Source organism: Microbacterium sp. VKM Ac-2923 (genome assembly GCF_022815605.1).
Classification (GTDB): domain Bacteria; phylum Actinomycetota; class Actinomycetes; order Actinomycetales; family Microbacteriaceae; genus Microbacterium.
In genome coordinates this window covers 529,743-548,873 of the sequence record NZ_JALGRP010000001.1, presented here as the reverse complement: position 1 = coordinate 548,873, position 19,131 = coordinate 529,743, and the positions used below count along the sequence as shown (strand labels likewise).

The window sequence follows — 19,131 nt, the reverse complement described above, 5'->3', positions numbered from 1 at the left end:
CATCCGGTCCCTCCGTCACGACGAGAACACGGGAGAAGCAATGGACACGATGGCAATGATGAAGTCGATGGACATGGGCGAGACGACCATGGACATGGATGCCATGCAGGAATGCATGCAGTCGCTCAACGCCTGCGCGATGGCCGCGGCGATGTGCGCCGGCAGCGACATGATGCACGGTCCCGAGATGGCGACCTGCTGCGCGATGTGCTCGAACATGGTCGAGATGGCTCAGGCGACGATGCACATGATGATGCGTCCGGCGGGGATGAACATGGACGTGATGAGCGCCATGATGACCGCCTGCATGACCATGGGCAAGGCCTGCGCCGCCGAATGTCGCGCGCACGCCGACATGGATGAGATGTGCCGCTACTGCGCGATGGCCTGCGACGACATGGTCATGAAGTGCGAGGCCATGATGGCCTCGATGAGCGCCTGACTCACGCCGGATCAAAGACCGTCGCAAGCACTCCGGACGTCACCACGACGATCACTGCGAGAACCACCACAACGAGGATGACGACCAGGACGGCGGGAGAACGCTCTCGCTCGTCCTGAGTCATTCCGCCTCTGCCCCGAAATCAGGCCGCGCGTGCGGTGGTCAGAATCGCTGACGCGCTGAGCAGTTCTGCGACCGGGTGAAAAGCCACCGGCTCCCCCAACGCGATGTCGACGGCCGGGCCGACGATCCGCAGTTCCGTTGTCGCGCCGTTCAGCAGAGCGACGGTCACCGACGCGCCGTCGGCGGCGATCACGAGGCCGTCCCACCACGCGGAAGGGTTCGAGGCTGCCATGCAGCGCTGGATCGGGTGGACTGTCGACGAGATCGTGCGGGACATGGCTTCACCTGCCTTCGGAGGGGTTGGTGAGATGAAGCTACGGGATGCCGCGGGGGCGGGCGATCTCGGGCGTAGTGGGGCGTAACACCAGACGTTTCGATCCCTAGCGCCCGGAGTCCTCCAGGTCTTGATCCGAGACTTGTGGAGAAGACAGCGCGGCCTCGACCGCGTGAGCGAACCGAGGTGCCCCACTGCGCGCAAGCCGCCCCAGCAACTGTTCTGCCGTCACCGGTGGTCGCCCCATTGCCCGTGCCTGGTCGTGGACGATCTGAACCGTAGCCGGAACGCCCAGATCGAACTGCGTCAGGAGGAACTCGTCGAGGCGCACGGCTTCAAGTCCGAGTGGCGAGAGCGCGGACGCGGGAAAGTCGCGCACGTTCTCGGTCACAATGACATCCGCCCTCCCGCGGATCGCGGCAGCAAGAACATGACGGTCGTTCGGGTCGGGCAGCTCGAGTCCTTCGACGAGCGTTTCCCACCCCGTGACACGCGCGTCTTCGAACGCCTCGTTCATGCTTCGGAATCGGCTGTGGAACCGACTGGGATCAATGTCCGGATGAATCTCGCACAGCGCTCGCAGAGCCTCCTCTTCCACCCTCTCCGACCAGAGCGGCCGGAATGCACCGCAATCGGCCATGCGCAGAAGGGTGTCACAGGGCGCGATGGGTACGAGCACGCACGCATCGAGGAACGCCGTGAAGCTGCTCACGAGTCACTGACTCCGCGCGCGACGCAACGCCTCTGCGTAGGTCGATGCGTCGGCGTCGTACAGGCCGTCGTCGTTCGCCTGACGGGTCATCTCGTCAAGACGGCTCCGCCGCTCTTCTCGCTTGCGATCGCGGTATGCGAGAACGTCGTGGAGCCTGAGCCGGCGATGCCGAGACTCGCCGAGACGCTCGAACGGAAGTTCGTGTTCGTCCAGGAGTCTCACGAGAGTGTTTCGGCTGATTCCCAGAAGTGCTGCCGCCTGTTGGGTAGTGAGCTGGCGATCGATCGGTTCGAGACTGATAGACGCGCCCCGCTCCATTGCCGCAACAACTTGCTTGAGCGCCTCGTATGCCGGCAGGGGCAGAGGAACCTGCTCACCATCCGGGCCCAGCAGCACGGCCGGAGCGGAATGGTGCTCCAAAAAATTCGCCAGCTGCATCATCTCGTCGAGATCGTGCGGTGGTTCGACGACCTGCGTCTGACGGGACGATCGTGCGTGGGGGGTCATGACGCCATTATCACCCAAAACGCACAAACCGCCCAAATCGTTCAATTCGCTCATGCGTGAGTTGATACCTGTTTCACAGGGCTTCCGCCTCGACGGCGATGGAGGCGACACCATCTCGCTTGTACTATCACCCGAGCGCCTGCGGTACGGCGCCGACGATTGAGGCCTCAAGTATCCAGAAGTTGAAGGGTGACCATCCCAATGGCGAGAACATCGATGCGACCACGAACACCGCTCCTCATCATGGCGGCGATTCATGCCGTAGCGATCGTCGTGCTCCTGATTCTGGTGGGCGTGGACGCTAGCCAGACGACGGAGACACCGGCTCGCTTCACTCCCGCTGCAGGGTGGTTGCTGGCTGGCATACTCCTCGCTCCGATCATCACTATTGGCGCCATTGTGTGGTCGGTGATCCTTCGTCGCCGTTCGCGCACCTCGTCACCCCACCCGGGCGGCAAGATTGATCCTCGGACAGCTGTCGCCCCGGTCATCTCTCCGGCTCCCGTCGAGTCCACGCGCCCCGACCGCCAACCTGCGTCTCGCCCGGAGGCCAGCAGCCCCGGGCGGGGCGAGTATGCGACCCGCGCCGAGGCTCGGGCGGCCGCAGCATCCGAGGCGGATGCCACCAGCCGGACAGCGGTCCACACCCCCGCGCCCGCATCTCAGGCTCCCCCTCCGCCCGCGGCTCCACATCGGACAAGCCTCTCGCCGTACGTGCTGCTCGGCAGCGACAAGTACAAGTCGACTGAGGTCGAAGGGGAATTCGCACGGACGTCGGAGATCGCTGCCGTGGTGAAGTCGATAACCGGTCGGGCCCTTCGCGTGGATCAGGAGGTCGAGATCCCCGATGTCTCCGCCAGCCTGCGAACGGAACCACAGAACCGCTACCACCGTCGGGCCATCATGGTCGTCATCGACGGTTCGCACGTCGGCTATCTCGCGCGAGACGACGCTGACCGATATCACTCCGCGATCAGCAAAGTAGAGGCAGCCGGGTACATCCCCACGACCCGAGCTCGGCTCTGGGCGGTCGAGCGTCGCGGTTGGGACGGACCCACCAAAGTGCACGCCCGAGTGTCTTTGGCTCTGAACGAGCCTCACCTGTTATACCCGGTCAACGAGCCGCCGACCATCTCCTACTCTCTGCTCCCGTGGGGGAACGCCGTGCAGGTGACGGGCGAAGAGAATCACCTCGAGGCGATCGCCCCGCACGTCAACCCCGGCTCCGAAAGCATTGCGATCGGGACCCTTCATCGTGTCGAAACGACGAGCACCCGGGGAGTCGTCAAGCAAACGGTGGAAGTGCGCGTCGACGGCCGCTCCGTAGGTTCGCTCACGGCCACGACGAGCCCCCACTACCTCCCGACCATCCAGCACCTGGAGCGGGAGGGGCACATCGCCGCAGCGTGGTTGAAGATCAAGGGGTCGCCCACTGCAGCGCAGGTCACGGTGCAAGCTGCACGAGCACCGGAGCTTTCCCCCGAGTGGTTCCTCGCTCCCACACACGTTCAGGCACTATCTACGCGGACTCAATGAGCAATCGTTCGGTTCCCTAGCGGCGATGTGCGCCAGCGACGACGTGATGCACGGAGCTAGATGGCGGCAGGCGACGCTCTGATGTCGATGAAGGTGTCGAAGGATCAGGCGACAATGCACTGACAATGCGTTCAGCCGGGATAAACAAGGACGCGAAGCGCGGTGTGGCGACCGCCTGCGTGACCATAGGCAAGGCCCGCGCCGCCAAACGCAGCGCGCACATCGACACGGACGAGATGTGCCGCTACTGCGCGATGGCCTACGACGACATGGTCATGAAGTGCGAGCCAATGATGGCCTCGATGTCTTCCCGAGTACGCTTCACTCGCGGCCGCCGACACGCTCACCCGACGGGGGCAAGGTCGAGCAGGAGTTGCCGCGGATAATGTGCGTGCTGCTCGCGGTGGGAATGACTACCATGAGCATGCGGTCGAACACCCTGGGGGGAACCATGAACGCGCGCACTGTTGAACAACTAAAGACCGAATACGTTGATACTGAATGGAGGCGAACTTTCGTCGACTTTGCCGACCTTATGGATTTGCTCGGCGACTGCATTATCGATGACAGCTACGTCGTTCCTGATCGTCTGAACGACGCAATAAAACTCTCCGAAGCGGGTCAAGTTGTTCTGGACAAGTTGACTCGCAAGGAGAAGGTGAACGCAAAGGACGGACGCCTCATGTGCGCCCTGACCCTCGGCCACTCGGACCTCCTCGTCGACCTCAATGCAACGGATCTCAATGAAATAGCTGCAGCTATAAATGGCGAACTAGTCGACGGTGCGCTGAAATTTCCATTCATCTTGGGTCGCTCGCTTTACGACGCTTTCGCTGCACAGCACGACAGTGAAAAGATTTCTTGACCGTCGACGAAACTCAAAAGCTCCTCAGCGCTCTCCCATCAGGGGTGTTTCAATACGGGCGATATACTGTAGGCCCGTTTGGCCTTCGAGAAAGCCACACCTCGCGCAAGATCACTGCCTCGAAGAGAGTGGCCGCGTACCACTGCGCCGTTGCCAGCTGTCCGACTCTCCATCCTGTCGTTCTCCAAACCTCGCAGGACGCACCGATCAACCGCGATCGCGGAAAGCTGCACTCCGTCTTGCAATCTTCTGGCTCGGAGGTCAGCGATTGGTGGGAGCTTGCGGACGACTTGAGTGGTCTCACAGCTTCCTTCTACGGAGACAAACGAGCAGGCGTTCTACTCCCCCTACTTGGGGATGTGCTTACCGACCCGGAGCTGGCCGATCTTGTCTGCGAGCTGTTGGACACCACCAGGGGCACGCTGCGCACGGCCGTTGCGGGACTGGTCGCCGTTGGTCCCGCACGGGACATGGTCGCGGGACTTTCCCGAGCGCAGCTACTTCAGGTGACCCTTCTGGCAGAAGAGGACGCCGTGGCGGCCGCCATCGACCGATTGGTGCATCACGGGGTTATCAAGGTGCCCCTGGGGGACGTCAGGAAGACAGTTGTAGCCAACAGCAGGTCGGGAGCCTTTTCACTGCGAGCGGAACTCGGGCACTACGGGGTGCGTTTCGTTGCCGACGACCTCGGGTTGGCGTTGCTGCGTCAACGGCGCCTGCTTAATCAGCTTTATGTTCGAGAAGCCGGCGCCGACGTTCAGGAGCTGGAGTGGCAACTTCGGGGCATTGACATCGACGATCTGGACGAGCGTCTCGAGCACTTCTTTCATACGAGGTCACCAAAAGAATCGTTGGAGCGTCTCGTCCTAGCTCGCAAGACCAACATGATCACGGCCTGTCATGAAGTCGGGGTAGAGAGCGGGGATGACCTCACGGACGCCCAGCTAGTTGATGCCCTCTTGTGGAAGCTTGGCTTCCCGCCTCACCCGGATGACGATCCGCACGCAGATTTCTGGAGAAGACACGAGAGACTGTGGGCTCTGACACAATCCTCTGCATTCGGCAGCTCGGAGCGATTCATTGAGGCTGCCGCACCATACTTCGCAGAGCTGGAGGGGATACTCATCAACTCTTTAGCCTTCACATCGTGGGCGCTTTTGTCAGACCATGTACAAAGTTCGTTTCCTTTCCCCTACGACGACGAGGACGATCGCAGAGACGGGCTAACCCTCTTGCAGAGCGCCTACGCGAAAGGGCCGGCGGCATCGTCATTCGCTCCCGATTTCCCAAGCGAGAAGGTTGAGCTCCGAAACCTTATTGACGGATTCAATGCCCTCGCACGTCGACTCGACGAATGTAGGCAGGATCCAACGCCCTATTCCCGCAAACAATCTGAGATGCCCCTGTACGACGGGAAGACCGAACTCAAGAGATTCGCTCTGAGGTCGACTCTCCCATTCCTAGACCTATCGCGTCCTAGCCAAGACCGGATTATCGACGGATTGCGCGCAATCTCGTCCGCGATGTCTAATGCCGAAGTTCATGCGGTGCGAAACGATTACGCGCACTATCGACGCACAGCTCGCGACATCTCGCGGGTTGAGAAGGCACTCGAAGCTACTCGTTCCAGCGTGACTCGAATCGAGAATCTTGGGTTCGCCAGGCTGCTGTACATCCCCTCCGCGGTTCGTAGGGACGAGTGGGGTCAGTCTCGCCATGACTTCGTCGGACCCAGGAGCTACGAACACACGTTCACCCGCCCGACAACTTTGGACTGGATGGGACTGCCCGGACTGAAGCATCCGCAGCACCTTATGACCTCCGCCAGCTTCGGTGACCCGAATGAGGTGTTGAGGTTTACCCGTCGCTTTGCCGGCGAATTTGCCAAGATGTGGGCGGGTTATCCCAATCGTCGTCGACGCAACTCGGGCACTACTGCCGGAGATTCTCCCTCCTTCGAGCCACAGACCGCATCTGGCTTGCTGCAGAACGATTAGCAAAGCCATTCAGCAGGCCCGTCTTGCTGGCAGCAGGGGATCCGTCCTCACCGCTTGGGTGACCCGATTCTCGTTGTGATCTAGTATGCAGATCGAGGCTGCTCCGGCAAGCTTCGCAAATATGATTGATCTGAGAGGATCCGCCGTGCCATACGACCTCAAGAAGATGCTGGTCATCGGCGTCGCTTCCAGTGCGCTATTCAACCTCGAAGAGTCGCACGCCGTGTTCGTGGACCTCGGCGAGGATGGGTACAGAGAGTACCAAGAAGAACATCTGAACGACACACTTCGGCCGGGTGTAGCGTTTCCGTTCATCCAGCGACTTTTATCGTTAAATGATCTGGATGCAGAGAAGCCGCTTGTTGAAGTCATCGTTCTGTCAAGGAACGACCCGGAGACTGGCCTTAGGGTGATGAAGTCGATAGAAGCGCATCGGCTCCCGATCACGCGAGCTATATTCATGCAGGGCCGCTCTCCGCACAGGTTCATGGAAGCACTCGACATGTCCTTGTTCCTGTCGGCGAATGAGCAAGACGTGCGCGAGGCGCTCGAATTGGGGTTCGCCGCTGGCCAGGTGATCGGGACCCCTGCGGCGAGTGCGACAGCCGGTGCGACGGGGTCTGGCGACCTTCGCATCGCCTTCGACTTCGACGGCGTCATCGCGGACGATTCATCAGAGCAGGTGATGCAGGCGTTAGGGTTGGCCGCCTTCCATTCCCACGAGGTGGATAACGTCGAGGTCCCGATCGGAGAGGGCCGCCTCGCAAAGCTTCTTCGGGACATCAACCGAATTCAAGATATTGAGGAGTCACTTGTAATCGCCGATCGCACCTACAACAGGCGCGTGCACGTCGCGATCGTCACAGCCCGAAACGCGCCTTCTCACGAGCGAGTGATCCGGTCGCTGCGAGCGCACGGGCTACGCGTGAATGATGCGTTCTTCCTTGGAGGCATCGAGAAGGCCAAAGTTCTCCGTGTGCTACGCCCGCACATTTTCTTCGAGGATCAGCGCACTCATCTGGACGCTGCCCAGAACGATGTACCAAGCGTTCACGTCCCCTTTGGCCTGCTGAATCAGTCGGTAGCTTCCCCAGATGAGAATGATGCGGAGGACGTAGCCCCGAACCACGACATGTAACGCCCACGTAAACTCCCCCTCTCCCCCTCCCCCGCCGCGGGTGAAACAACCGTTACCTCCCCGCCCCCGGGCACGCGGTCCCGGGAAACCCCTCCTCCCTACGCTGGCGACCACGCCCCACCCATGCGGGGCGCTGCACCTCCCCACATCGCCTTCCGGAGGAACCCGTGACCGTCACCGACCCGCGCCCCGAAGCCGCAGCGGCGCCGCCCGCCGCAACGACTGCAGGCACACAGAGCGCCGAGCTCGTCCACCGCCCCGGCCGTTGGATCGACAACTGGAACCCCGAGAACGCCACTCAGTGGGCGAAAGAGGGCAAGGCCATCGCCTCCCGCAACCTGCGGTGGTCGATCTTCGCCGAGTTCCTCGGGTTCGTCGTCTGGCAGCTGTGGTCGGTCGTCGTCGTGTCGCTGCCCGCGGCGGGCTTCCAGCTCTCGACCGGTGAGATCTTCTGGCTGATCTCGATGCCGAGCCTCGTCGGCGCGACGCTGCGCATTCCCTATACGTTCATGGTTCCGCGCTTCGGCGGCCGCAACTGGACGATCGTCTCCGCAGGACTCCTGCTCATCCCGAGCATCGGCCTCGCCATCGCGGTATCGAACCCCGCAACTCCGTTCGGCATCCTGCTCCTGATCGCCGCGTTCGCCGGCTTCGGTGGCGGCAACTTCGCCAGCTCGATGGCGAACATCACGTTCTTCTACCCCGCGGCCCAGAAGGGGTACGCGCTCGGACTCAACGCCGCCGGCGGCAACCTCGGCGCCTCGGTCGCGCAGTTCGTCGTGCCGATCGTCATCACCGTCGGCGCCGCCGCCACCCTCAACCTGCCGCTCGCGGGTCTCATCTGGGTGCCGCTCATCATCGTCGCCATGGTCGGCGCGTACTTCCGCATGGACAACCTCTCCAGCGCGAAGGCCGACATCACGGCATCCCTCGCCGCTCTGAAAGAGCCGCACCTGTGGATCATGGCCGTCCTCTACATCGGCACCTTCGGCTCGTTCATCGGCTTCGCCGGCGTCTTCCCGAAGCTGCTCGCCGACACGTTCCCCGACTTCAAGGGGATCGCGATCGGCACCGCCACCGTCACCCTCGCCTTCCTGGGTGCCCTCGTCGGGTCGCTCGCCCGCCCCTACGGCGGCAAGCTCGCCGACCGCTTCGGCGGTACCGTCATCACGATGGGCGCGTTCACGGTGATGGGTCTCGGCATCCTGGGCGTCATCCTGACCCTGCCGATGCAGAACTTCGCGGTCTTCCTGCTCTGCTTCCTGGTGCTGTTCGCCGCCGCCGGCATGGGCAACGGTGCGACGTACCGCATGATTCCGACGATCTTCGCCCTCCGCTCCAACAACGGCATCGGCGCGCAGCGCAAGGCCGCCGCCGCCCTCGGCCTCGTCTCGGCGATCGGAGCGTACGGCGGGTTCTTCATCCCGCAGCTGCTCGGCTTCTCGAAGACGACGTTCGGCTCGTACACCCCGGCCCTCGGCTGGTTCGCCCTGGCCTACGTCGCCTTCCTCGCCCTCACCGCCGGCGTCTACCTGCGGATGGCGAAGAAGACCGGCACCCGGATCTGATGACCATGAGCTCCGCCGACACCCACTGCCCCTACTGCGCGCTGCAGTGCGCCATGACCGTCACCCACGAGGGTGAGACCACGGTCGCCGGCCGCGACTTCCCCACCAACCGGGGAGGGCTCTGTGCCAAGGGCTGGACGTCGGCGGAGCTCCTGGCATCCCCCCACCGACTCCGGATGCCGCTGATGCGGCGCTCCGACGGCACCCTCGCCGAGACCACCTGGAACGACGCTCTGGATGCCGTCGCCGCGGCGTTCCGCAACACGAAGGCCGCGCACGGACCCGACGCCAACGCCATCTTCGGCGGCGGCGGACTCACCAACGAGAAGGCCTACCAGCTCGGCAAGTTCGCCCGCGTCGCCCTCGGCACCTCGCGCATCGACTACAACGGCCGGTTCTGCATGTCGTCGGCGGCCGCGGCATCCAATCGGGCGTTCGGCATGGACCGAGGCCTGCCCTTCCCCGTCACCGACCTCGATGACGCCGAGACCATCCTGCTGCTCGGCTCGAACGTCGCCGCGACCATGCCGCCGTTCCTCGCGCACCTCGCCGGAGCCCGCGCCGCCGGCGGCCTGATCGTCGTCGACCCGCGTCGCTCGGCCACCGCGCGCCTCACCGAAGACAGCGCCGGCACCCACCTGCAGGCGGCCCCCGGCACCGATCTTCCGCTGCTGCTCGGCCTCACGCACATCGCCCTCTCCGAAGGCCTCGCGGACCGCGCCTATATAGAGGACCGGACGAACGGCTTCGATGCCCTACGGCGCAGCGTCGCGCAGTGGTGGCCGGAGCGGACCTCCGCGACGACCGGCGTCCCGGTTGCCGACCTCAAGGCCACCGCCCGCCGCCTCGCCGCGGGCCGCGCGTACATCCTCACCGGACGCGGCGTCGAACAACACGTCGACGGCACCGCGACCGCGACCGCCGCGATCAACCTCGCCCTCGTGCTCGGCCTCGTCGGCCGCGAGGGCTCGGGCTACGGCACCCTCACCGGACAGGGCAACGGCCAGGGCGGACGCGAGCACGGCCAGAAGGCCGACCAGCTGCCCGGTTACCGCTCGATCCGCGACCCCGAGGCGCGTCGGCACGTCGCGGGCGTCTGGGGCGTCAACCCGGACGAGCTTCCGGATGCCGGCATCCCGGCCACCGCGCTCCTCGCAGAACTCGGCGGCCCGGTGAAGACCCTGCTGGTCGCCGGCTCCAACGTCGTCGTTTCGGCGCCGGACGTCGAAGCCGTGCGCGCGAACCTCGCGGCGCTCGACACCCTCATCGTCTGCGACTTCTTCCTCTCCGAGACCGCCGCTCTGGCCGACATCGTGCTGCCCGTGCTGCAGTGGGCCGAGGAGGAGGGCACCATGACCTCGCTCGAGGGCCGGGTCATCCGCCGCCGCCAGGCTCTGCCCGGGCCCGACGGCACCCGCAGCGAGCTGTGGATCATGGCCGAGATCGCGCGGCGCCTGGGCGCGGCATCCACCTGGTCGATCGATCCTTCAGAAGTGTTCGACGAGCTCGCCCGCGCGTCGGAGGGCGGCATCGCCGATTACTCTGGCCTGTCGCACGCCCTGCTCGACACCGGCATCGAGGCGTACTGGCCGTACCGCTCAGAAAGCACCCCGCGTCCGTTCACCCGACGTTTCGCCCACGCCGATGGGCGCGCCAAGCTCGTACCGGTCGATGCCACTCCCCCGGCGCCCACCGACCGCGGCGGCGACCTCACCCTCGTCACCGGCCGCTATCTGCAGCAGTACCAGTCGGGCACCCAGACCCGCCGCGTCGCTGAGCTGAACAGCGCCCGCCCCGAGGCGCGGCTCGAGATCCACCCGGCGACGGCCTCTCGCCTCGGCATCCGCGAAGGTGCGCTCGTCGCCGTGTCGAACGAGCGCGGCACCGTGCGGGCGCGGGCGAGCGTGACGACCGACATCCGCCACGACACCGTGTTCCTGCCGTTCCACTACGCCGGCGACGAGTGCGCCAACCGCCTCACCGAGGCGATCGTCGACCCGACGTCGGCCATGCCGGAGTTCAAGCGCACGCGGGTGCGGGTGGCTCCGGATGCCGCTGTGCCCGCCGTCGCAGCCACGGAACACGGGCCCGTGGTGGTGTCGGAGCATCCGGGGGTCGGGCCCGTCGTCGCGTCGGGGCTCCCGGGGGCCTCGCCCGCGGCATCCACGTCCGCAGGTTCCGTCCGAGCGAGTGAAACGTTCGACCAGCCGAGCACCGCCGAAGAGGAGATCCATGTCTGAGCGTGTGGTGCTGGTGGGTTACGGCCCCGTCGGGGCACGGCTGATCGAGGGACTCCTGCCCGCGGTGCGCGATGGGCGCATCGACCTGACGGTCATCGGCGCCGAGACGCACGACGTCTACAACCGCGTGCTGCTCGCCGAGTACGCCGTCGGCCGGGCCGACCGCGACGGCCTCGACATGGGCGACCGTCTCGTCGCCGAAGAAGCCGGCGTGCGGTTCGTGCTCGGGATGACGGTGGTCGGCGTCGACCGCGACCGTCGGGTCGTGCGGCTGCACGACGGCATCCGGATCCCCTATGACCGGCTCGTACTCGCGACCGGGGCGCGCGCGAACGTTCCCACCCTCGCCGGTCTCGAGCGGGCGCAGCGGCACCGCGCGGCGCGGCCGGGGGTTCCCGACCAGCTCGACCACGGTTCGGCGCCGCTCCCCCGCGGGGTCGTGGCGCTCCGAGATCTCGCCGACGCGGAGCACGTGCGCGCAGCGGTGTCGGCCGGTCAGCGCATCGTCGTGCTCGGCGCGGGGGTGCTCGGCATGGAGCTGGCGCTGGCCGCCGCCGAAGCCGGCGCCGAGGTGATGGTGGCGTACCACTCCGCCGCCCCGATGAACCGCACGCTCGACGAGAACGGCGGACGCGTGCTCGCCGCCGCCGCCACGACCGTCGGCGTCGAGATGATGCACCACGCCCGCGCGGAGAGCATCGTGCAGCGCTACGACGACCACGGTCAGGCGTGGTTCGACGGCCTCGTCTGCGCCGACGGCAAGGTGCTCGCGGGCGACCTGCTCGTACTGTCGTGCGGGGTCGCGGCACGCACCGAGGTGGCATCCCTCGCCGGTCTCGCCATCTCGAGCGGTGTGCTGGTCGACGGGGCATCGCGCTCGTGGACCGACCCGCACGTCTTCGCCATCGGCGACTGCGCCCACGTCGCCGATCCGGCCGACGCCGGCGCCGACGGCCGTGTGCCGGGAGGCCCGAGCGGGCTCATCGGCCCGGGCTGGCGGCAGGCCGACCGGCTGGCGGCGCTGCTGTCGTCGGGGGTGTCCTCTGCCGGGGCAGCCGTGCCGGCGCCCGTCGAACGCCCCGGGGTCGTGATGCTGAAGGCCGAGGGCATCGACGTCGTCGCCGGAGGCGCGGTCGACGCCGACCCCTTCTCCCACGCCCCCGGATGCCACGGCCCCCAGGTCACGCTCTGGGCCGACCCTGCCCGCGGGGCATACGTCAAGCTCGTCACGGTCGACGGGGTGCTGACCGGCTTCGTCGCGGTCGGGATGCCGCGCACCGGCGCGGAGCTGACCCTTCTGTTCGAGCGGGGCTCCGAGCTGCCCGCCGACCGCTCGTCGTTGCTGCGGCTCGACGCCCCCGACACCGGGATGGCCGTCGTGGCCGACCCGTTCGCCGCGGATGCCACGGTGTGCTGGTGCAACGGCGTGAGCGCGGGCGCGATCCGCGAGGCTGTCGCCGCCGGGGAACCCACCGTGGCGTGCGTGAAGGCGTCGACCCGCGCCGGCACCGGCTGCGGCGGCTGCGTCGGGCGAATCAGCGAGCTGCTCGCGCGGGAGGCCGTGCCGGCCTGAGGGTCGGGCAGGCGCGCGAGGTCAGCCATGCGCGTGGGGGTCGAGCAGGCGCGTGAGAGGTCAATTCTTGTCGCTCAGCGAGGCCGCTAGGCGACAATTTTTGACCCCTCACGCGGAGTACGCGCCGGAGCGCACCGCGCGGGCGGGCTCGAGGCGCGGGAACTTCGTGAAACGCGAGGGCAGTACGCTGCACGCATGCCTCCGATCGAGCACCTCGCAGCCTTCGTCGCCGCGTCGGTCGTCATCATCGTCATCCCGGGTCCCAGCGTGCTGTTCGTCATCGGTCGGTCGATCGCCCTCGGCCGCCGCGCGGGTGTGCTCAGCGTCGTCGGCAACGCCCTCGGCACCGTGCCCGCGGTCCTCGCCGTCGCGTTCGGGGTCGGCGCGATCGTGGCATCCTCCGTCGTCGCCTTCACCGTGCTGAAGATCGTCGGCGCGATCTACCTCGTGTGGCTCGGCATCCAGGCGATCCGCCATCGCCACGCGCACGTCGCCGGGGCCGCGACCGCCCCCGCGTCGTCGTGGACGCTCCTTCGCCAGGGCTTCATCGTGGGCGTCACGAACCCCAAGACCATCGCCTTCTTCGTCGCCGTGCTGCCGCAGTTCGTCGACCCGCGCGCGGGGGCGGTGTGGATGCAGCTGCTCGTGCTGGGCCTCATCTTCCAGGTGCTCGCGCTGACCTGCGACAGCGTGTGGGCACTCGCCGCGGGCACGGCCCGCACGTGGTTCGCCCGCTCGCCGAAGCGCATCTCGACGCTCTCCGCGACGGGCGGCGTCATGATGATCGGTCTCGGCGGCGCGCTCGCGTTCACCGGCGCGAAGAGCTGAGGCGGGCGGCGGCGCTCCGACGGCGGACCCGGCCGAGACTGCGTCTCGGTGACATTTCAGCTGCCGGCTGCAGCAGTCTCGTCAGACGCCGTCTCGCGGCCTGCGCCCGCCACCCTCGACGATGCCACAAGCGCGCCGCGGCATCCCGACCCTCAGCCATCCGACGCAGCACGCCGCGGCATACCGATCCAGCCCGCCGCTTCCGACGACCGACAACACGCCGCGGATCCCGTCCCTCCACCCGCCACCACCGACGCCGCCGCAGCACGCCGCGGCATACCGTCCCTCGACCCGCCACCGCCGACGCCACCGCACCGCGCCGCGATATCCCGTGCCTCAGCCCGATGCTTCCGTCGGCTGCACAGCACGCCGCGGCATCCCGTCCCTCAGCCCGCCGACGGGAGATCCGCCGAGGCCGCGCCCTCGAGCCGCAAGCCGTCGGGTGCGTAGCGCGAGCCGTCGACCGGGCTGTCCCAGGAGCGTTCGGCGTCATTCCAGGTGAGCGGAGCCGGGGCGACGACGACGCGGGTCCGGCCGTCGATGGTCGACACGGCGGCGGTGCGCAGCCCCTGCCGAGCCACGACGCCCGCGCCCTCCGCCGGACGCTTCGCCGGCGCCGGAACGGCCGCGGACAGCGCCCCCGCCGCCACTCCGACCCGTCGGCTCGCTTCCCCGATCCCCCGGCCGAGGTCGGCGGGCACGGTCATGCGCGTTCCGATCGTGCGCATCCACCGCGGCCGAGCACCGCGCGAAACGCCGCGGATCTCGTCCGTGAGGCGCATCGCGGCCGCCGGGCCGTTGGCCAGACCCCACCCCGCGTATCCCGTGGCGAAGCGCAGACGGCCGAGGCCGCGCGGCATCCCTCCGACGAACGGCACCAGGTTGTGCGACTGATAGTCCTGGCCAGACCACCGCGCGATCTCGGCGCCGACGGGGAGCGTCCGCCGCGCCCACGCGGCCAACTCCTCGGCGAGCGCGACCTCCGACCGAGCCGAGCCCACCGGATGCCGCGCCCCCGTGACGATGAGCACGGAACGCCCGAACGACGACGGCGCCGCCACGACGCTGCGTCCGCCGGCGCCGACCTCGCTCCACATACCGCCCGGGGTCTCGGCATCCCCCTCCATCTCGAAGGCGATCGCCCACGAGCGCAGGGCGCGCGTCTTCAGGTCGTAGAGACCGCGTCGCGTGAGGGGGGTGCCGGTGGCGAGCACGACGGTGTCGCCGAAGAGGGTGCCGTGGTCGGTGTCGATGCGACCGCTCGGCAGCGCCCGCACATCCCTTACGCGAACGCCCGTGTGGATCTTTGCGCCGGCGTCGACCGCCGCGCGCGCGAGCGTGGTCGCGAGCAGCACGGGATCGAGTGCGAGCTGGTCGTCGAGGGCGAGGGCACGCACGGGGGTGTGCCCGCCGAGGTCGCCGGGCGCGTCTTCGCGAACGGGCAGACCGGCCTCACGGGCCGCGTCGCGCACCGCGTCGAGCGCGACGTCAGTGGCGAGCCCCCGCCCGAAGGTGAACGCCGTGCGGCGGTCGGCCGCCCCGCCCGCCCGCGCGGCGAGCCACTCCTGGCCGGCGCGATTCGCGTCGACGTACGCGCGGACGAGTCCCGCCGGATGATGCCGCCGCAGTGCCGCCAGCGTCGTCCCCTGCAAAAGGGATGCCATTCCCACCGACGCCGCGGTCGCCCCCTGGCCAACGTCGCCCGCGTCGACGACGGCGACATCGACGCCCGCTTCGGCGAGCATCACCGCGGTCGACAAGCCGGTGATCCCCGCTCCGACGATGACGACATCGTGCCGCGCATCCGCCTCGAACGGGGTCGCGACGGAGGTCCGGTCTCGGTGCCACAGGGGGGAGGTCATGCGTCCATCCCACCGCGGGCGACGGCGACGCGGCATCCGGTTGCCTCCTCCGGGGGGATCGTCTAGCGGGGGGTCTCGCGCAGGTCGATGCGCGCGGTTCACCCACGGACGGTCGCCCCGCGTCGTGCCTCGCGTCGTGCCCCGGCCGCCATGTGCTCGCCGATAAACGCCGTTCGTGGCGATAAACGCCGCGGCAACGCGTTCATGCGCACGAATAGCGTTTCTGGGACACCGCCGAGCCGCCGCGCCGCCTCCACGCCCACGTCGACGGGCGACCGCGCCTCCGTCCCACCGGTCCCTCCCACCCGACCGCGGAACCCGGACCGCGCGCCCGCACGGCCCCCGTGCGCGGGCCGCGGATATGCTCGGCATCGTGACCGACAGCGCCGCCCCCTCGAGTCGCACGGCTGTGGTGGCCGCGGCGATCGACCTCTTCGTCGCGCACGGCTACGACCAGACCTCCGTGGAGCAGATCGCCCAGGCCGCGGGGGTGTCGCGCTCGACGTTCTTCCGTCAGTTCGGCGGTAAGGAAGACGTCGTCTTCGCCGACCACGAGGTGCTGCTCGCCGAGACCCGCGCCTACCTCTCGCAGCCGCACGACGATCCCTGGGTGGCCGTGTGCGAGGCATCGGTGCGCGTGTTCCGCCACTTCGCCGCCGACCCTGAGCTCGCACGACGCCGATACAAGATCGTGCGCGAGATCCCCGGCCTGCGCGACCGCGAGATCGTCACGGTCTTCCGTTACGAACGCCTCTTCGACCAGTACCTGCGCGACGCACTCCCCGGTCTCGACCCACTGGATGCCGTCGGCTTCGCCGCCCTCGTCACCGCGGTGCACAACCACGTGCTGCGCCGGCTGATGCGCGGAGCGCGGGTGCCGGCATCCGTCCTGCGTCGCGCCCTCGACGACGCCCTCCGCCGCTACGGCGTGCACCCCGACGGCGACGACGCCGCGGGCGACGACCTGATCGTCGCGGCCTTCCCGCGCCGCATGCCCGCGGCCGAAGTCACCCGGCGCCTGCGCGCGAGCCTGCCCGACTGACGCGGGCTGCCGCTGCAGCGCGGGACCTCTGCGGCGGACGCGTGCGGCGGCATCGGCGCGCGGCGGACGCATGCGGCGGCACTGGCGCGCGGCTGACGCGTGCGGCGGCGGCACTGGCGCGCGGCAGACGCGTGCCGCGGCGGCGCGGCCGCGCGGGACCTCTACGGCTGACGCGGGCCGGCACGTGCCCGATGCAGCCCCGGCGCGGTCGGTGTCACCCTCGCCAGCTGAGTGTCCGTAACACCCGGACGTTGTGAAATATCGTCCGGGTGTCGTGGACACTCGGCGCTGCTCACGCCGCGGGCTTGGCCAAACCCTCCACGATCTCGGCCCCGGGAAGGGATGCCAGCACCTCGCCCGGGAGGAAGAGCTTCGCGCCGCGGATTCCGGCGCCCACGATGACCCGCGGCAGAGCAGCAACGCGGGCGTCCAGCAGCAGTCGCCAGTCGTCCGGGATGCCGAAGGGTGTGATGCCGCCGTACTCCATGCCTGTCTGCGACACGGCGTCGTCCATCGGCGCGAACGTGGCTTTCCGCGCGTCGAGCAGCTTCCGCACCGCTCCGTTCACGTCGAGGCGGGTCGTGGCGAGGGCGAGGCAGGCGGCGGTGCGGACGTCGGCGCCGCGCGTGCCCTGCACCACGAGGCAGTTGGCCGAGATGTCGAGGCTCTGACCGTAGGCCGCGCAGAATGCCGCGGTATCGGCCAGGGCTGGGTCGACCTCGGCGACCTCTATGCGCGCGGCGATGTCCGAAGGCAGGCGATCGATCGCGGCGGCGACGGGCGCGGCGAGGAGCTCGGGATGGTCGACGGCGGGGAGGAAGGTCAGCGCGCTCACGCCCGTGACCCTACCCGCCCGGCATCCGGGTCGTCCTCGGCCCCGGACCCCGTTCACGTTCCCTGCGCCAGCGTCCACAACATCCGGACGCCCCACGAAGACGTCCGGGTGTCCTGGACACCCAACGCCGCGCGCCACCTCGCGAAAACCTCCGGGCGTCCCGGACACCCAACGCCGCGCGCCACCCCACAACGACGTCCGGGCGTCCTGGACACCCGACCCGACGACGACGGCTCCCACCGAACTCGCCGCACCAGTGACACTCAGTCCCAATATGCGCGATACTGGGGACCATGACCATCGACGCCGATGCCCGCACGCTCCCCGGAGAGCGCGTCGCCCACTACGACCTGCTGGGCCGCCGCGACACCGACTACTACGCGGTGTTCGCCGACATCCCCGACGCCGATCGCACCGTCTGGGACCGCGCCAAGGCATTCGTCGATGAGGTCGGCACGCGGATGCAGGGCGAATGGGATGCCGCGACCTACCCCGTCGAGCTGGTCGAACGCATGGGCGAGCTCGAGCTCTTCACCGACGGCATCGAGCATCCCGACCTCCCGCACACGTCGCCGCTGGCGGCCGGTCTCGTCAACATGGAGGTGTCGCGGCACGACGGCTCGCTCGCGACTGCCCTCGCCGTGCAGGGCGGCCTCGCCCTGCGCACCCTCGCTCTGTTCGGCTCCCCCGAGCAGCAGCAGCGCTGGCTGCGGTCCCTGGCCGACGGCACGGTGCTCGGCGCCTTCGCCCTCACCGAGCCTGACCACGGCTCCGACTCCGTGTCGCTCGAGACGACCGCGACCCGCACCGACGCGGGCTGGTCACTCAGCGGCACGAAGAAGTGGATCGGCAACGGCGCGTCCGGCGGCATCACCTTCGTCTGGGCCCGCGTCGAGAACGAGGGCGGCGACGACCACGGCAAGGTCCGCTGCTTCCTCGTCGAACAGGACACCCCGGGCTACGTCGGCACCGTCATCACTGGAAAGGTGTCGCTGCGCGGCATCCATCAAGCGCACATCGCCTTGGACGACCTGCGTCTTCCCGCGGATGCCGTGCTGCCCGGATCGCACACCTTCAAGGATGCCTCGCGGGTGCTGTACGCCACGCGGTCGGGTGTCGCGTGGTCGGCGCTCGGGCACGCGACCGCCTGCTATGAGATCGCGCGGACGTATGCCACCGAGCGCATGCAGTTCGGGAAGCCGCTCGCTGCGTTCCAGATGGTGCAGGAGCGACTGGCTCAGATGCTCGACGAGCTCACCGCCATGCAGCTGTACTGCCGGCGCTTGGCGGACCTCGAGACCAGCGGCGGGCTCCGGCCCACGCAGGCATCACTCGCGAAGTACCACAACACCCGTGCCGCGCGACGCGTGGCGGCGATCGCCCGCGATCTGCTCGGCGGCAACGGCATCCTGCTCGAGAACGGCGTCATGCAGCACATGGCCGACATCGAGGCCATCCACACCTACGAGGGCACCGAAAGCGTCCAGGCGCTCCTCCTGGGCCGCGACATCACCGGGATGAGTGCGTTCGTCTGACCCCGGATGCCGTGCGCCGTATGCCGGCGGGAACCCTCGCTGAGCACGCAGCTG

The 19,131-nt window shown here is 67.8% G+C and carries 17 protein-coding genes; 11 read left to right on the top strand and 6 right to left on the bottom strand.

What is annotated here, in order from left to right:
* The first annotated feature begins 40 nt into the window (after nt 1-40).
* Nucleotides 41-442, top strand: coding sequence for an aldehyde dehydrogenase (locus MT347_RS02505; protein ID WP_243497800.1), 402 nt, complete (start codon nt 41-43; stop codon nt 440-442).
* Between the two features lies 1 nt (nt 443).
* Here MT347_RS02505 and MT347_RS18060 read toward each other — a convergent pair whose 3' ends face one another.
* The 4 genes from MT347_RS18060 to MT347_RS02490 form a co-directional block, all read right to left on the bottom strand.
* Nucleotides 444-566 carry a hypothetical protein gene (locus MT347_RS18060; RefSeq protein ID WP_279390911.1) on the bottom strand — a complete coding sequence of 41 codons (123 nt, stop codon included), beginning with the start codon at nt 564-566 and terminating at the stop codon, nt 444-446.
* 18 nt (nt 567-584) lie between these two features.
* Entirely contained in the window at nt 585-842 is a 258-nt protein-coding gene (locus MT347_RS02500; RefSeq protein WP_243497799.1) for a nuclease, read from the bottom strand.
* Between the two features lie 103 nt (nt 843-945).
* Nucleotides 946-1,551 (bottom strand): PIN domain-containing protein, encoded by a 606-nt coding sequence (locus MT347_RS02495; RefSeq protein ID WP_243497797.1) that lies wholly within the window; start codon nt 1,549-1,551, stop codon nt 946-948.
* Between the two features lie 3 nt (nt 1,552-1,554).
* On the bottom strand, nt 1,555-2,112 hold the full coding sequence (locus MT347_RS02490) for a helix-turn-helix domain-containing protein (protein ID WP_243497795.1): 558 nt from the start codon (nt 2,110-2,112) through the stop codon (nt 1,555-1,557).
* A gap of 660 nt (nt 2,113-2,772) precedes the next feature.
* Between MT347_RS02490 and MT347_RS02485 the strand changes: the two genes are divergently transcribed.
* The 8 genes from MT347_RS02485 (at nt 2,773) to MT347_RS02450 (ending at nt 13,803) form a co-directional block, all read left to right on the top strand.
* Nucleotides 2,773-3,594 (top strand): hypothetical protein, encoded by an 822-nt coding sequence (locus MT347_RS02485; protein WP_243497793.1) that lies wholly within the window; start codon nt 2,773-2,775, stop codon nt 3,592-3,594.
* A gap of 280 nt (nt 3,595-3,874) precedes the next feature.
* Complete coding sequence (locus MT347_RS02480) at nt 3,875-4,459, top strand: hypothetical protein (RefSeq protein WP_243497792.1); 585 nt, start codon at nt 3,875-3,877, stop codon at nt 4,457-4,459.
* A complete protein-coding gene (locus MT347_RS02475; protein ID WP_243497790.1) occupies nt 4,456-6,456 on the top strand; it encodes a hypothetical protein in 2,001 nt (666 codons plus the stop codon). Before MT347_RS02480 ends, MT347_RS02475 begins: the two co-directional genes overlap by 4 nt.
* Nucleotides 6,457-6,601: 145 nt before the next feature.
* Complete coding sequence (locus MT347_RS02470) at nt 6,602-7,594, top strand: 5'-nucleotidase (RefSeq protein ID WP_243497788.1); 993 nt, start codon at nt 6,602-6,604, stop codon at nt 7,592-7,594.
* 167 nt (nt 7,595-7,761) lie between these two features.
* Nucleotides 7,762-9,162, top strand: coding sequence for an MFS transporter (locus MT347_RS02465; protein WP_243497786.1), 1,401 nt, complete (start codon nt 7,762-7,764; stop codon nt 9,160-9,162).
* A gap of 5 nt (nt 9,163-9,167) precedes the next feature.
* Nucleotides 9,168-11,402, top strand: coding sequence for a molybdopterin oxidoreductase family protein (locus MT347_RS02460; protein WP_374206484.1), 2,235 nt, complete (start codon nt 9,168-9,170; stop codon nt 11,400-11,402).
* On the top strand, nt 11,395-12,975 hold the full coding sequence (locus MT347_RS02455; protein WP_243497782.1) for an FAD-dependent oxidoreductase: 1,581 nt from the start codon (nt 11,395-11,397) through the stop codon (nt 12,973-12,975). The genes MT347_RS02460 and MT347_RS02455 overlap by 8 nt, the downstream gene beginning before the upstream one ends.
* A gap of 195 nt (nt 12,976-13,170) precedes the next feature.
* Nucleotides 13,171-13,803, top strand: coding sequence for a LysE family translocator (locus MT347_RS02450; RefSeq protein ID WP_243497780.1), 633 nt, complete (start codon nt 13,171-13,173; stop codon nt 13,801-13,803).
* A 386-nt stretch (nt 13,804-14,189) separates the two neighbouring features.
* Here the strand turns inward: MT347_RS02450 and MT347_RS02445 are convergent, their stop codons facing one another.
* Nucleotides 14,190-15,665, bottom strand: a complete 1,476-nt coding sequence (locus MT347_RS02445) for an FAD-dependent oxidoreductase (RefSeq protein WP_243497772.1) — start codon at nt 15,663-15,665, stop codon at nt 14,190-14,192.
* Between the two features lie 361 nt (nt 15,666-16,026).
* Here MT347_RS02445 and MT347_RS02440 point away from each other — a divergent pair, with 361 nt between their 5' ends.
* A complete protein-coding gene (locus MT347_RS02440; RefSeq protein WP_243497770.1) occupies nt 16,027-16,707 on the top strand; it encodes a TetR/AcrR family transcriptional regulator in 681 nt (226 codons plus the stop codon).
* A 292-nt stretch (nt 16,708-16,999) separates the two neighbouring features.
* Here the strand turns inward: MT347_RS02440 and MT347_RS02435 are convergent, their stop codons facing one another.
* Nucleotides 17,000-17,542 carry a YbaK/EbsC family protein gene (locus MT347_RS02435; protein WP_243497768.1) on the bottom strand — a complete coding sequence of 181 codons (543 nt, stop codon included), beginning with the start codon at nt 17,540-17,542 and terminating at the stop codon, nt 17,000-17,002.
* A gap of 293 nt (nt 17,543-17,835) precedes the next feature.
* Between MT347_RS02435 and MT347_RS02430 the strand changes: the two genes are divergently transcribed.
* Nucleotides 17,836-19,077 (top strand): acyl-CoA dehydrogenase family protein, encoded by a 1,242-nt coding sequence (locus MT347_RS02430; protein WP_243497766.1) that lies wholly within the window; start codon nt 17,836-17,838, stop codon nt 19,075-19,077.
* The last annotated feature ends 54 nt before the right edge of the window (nt 19,078-19,131 follow it).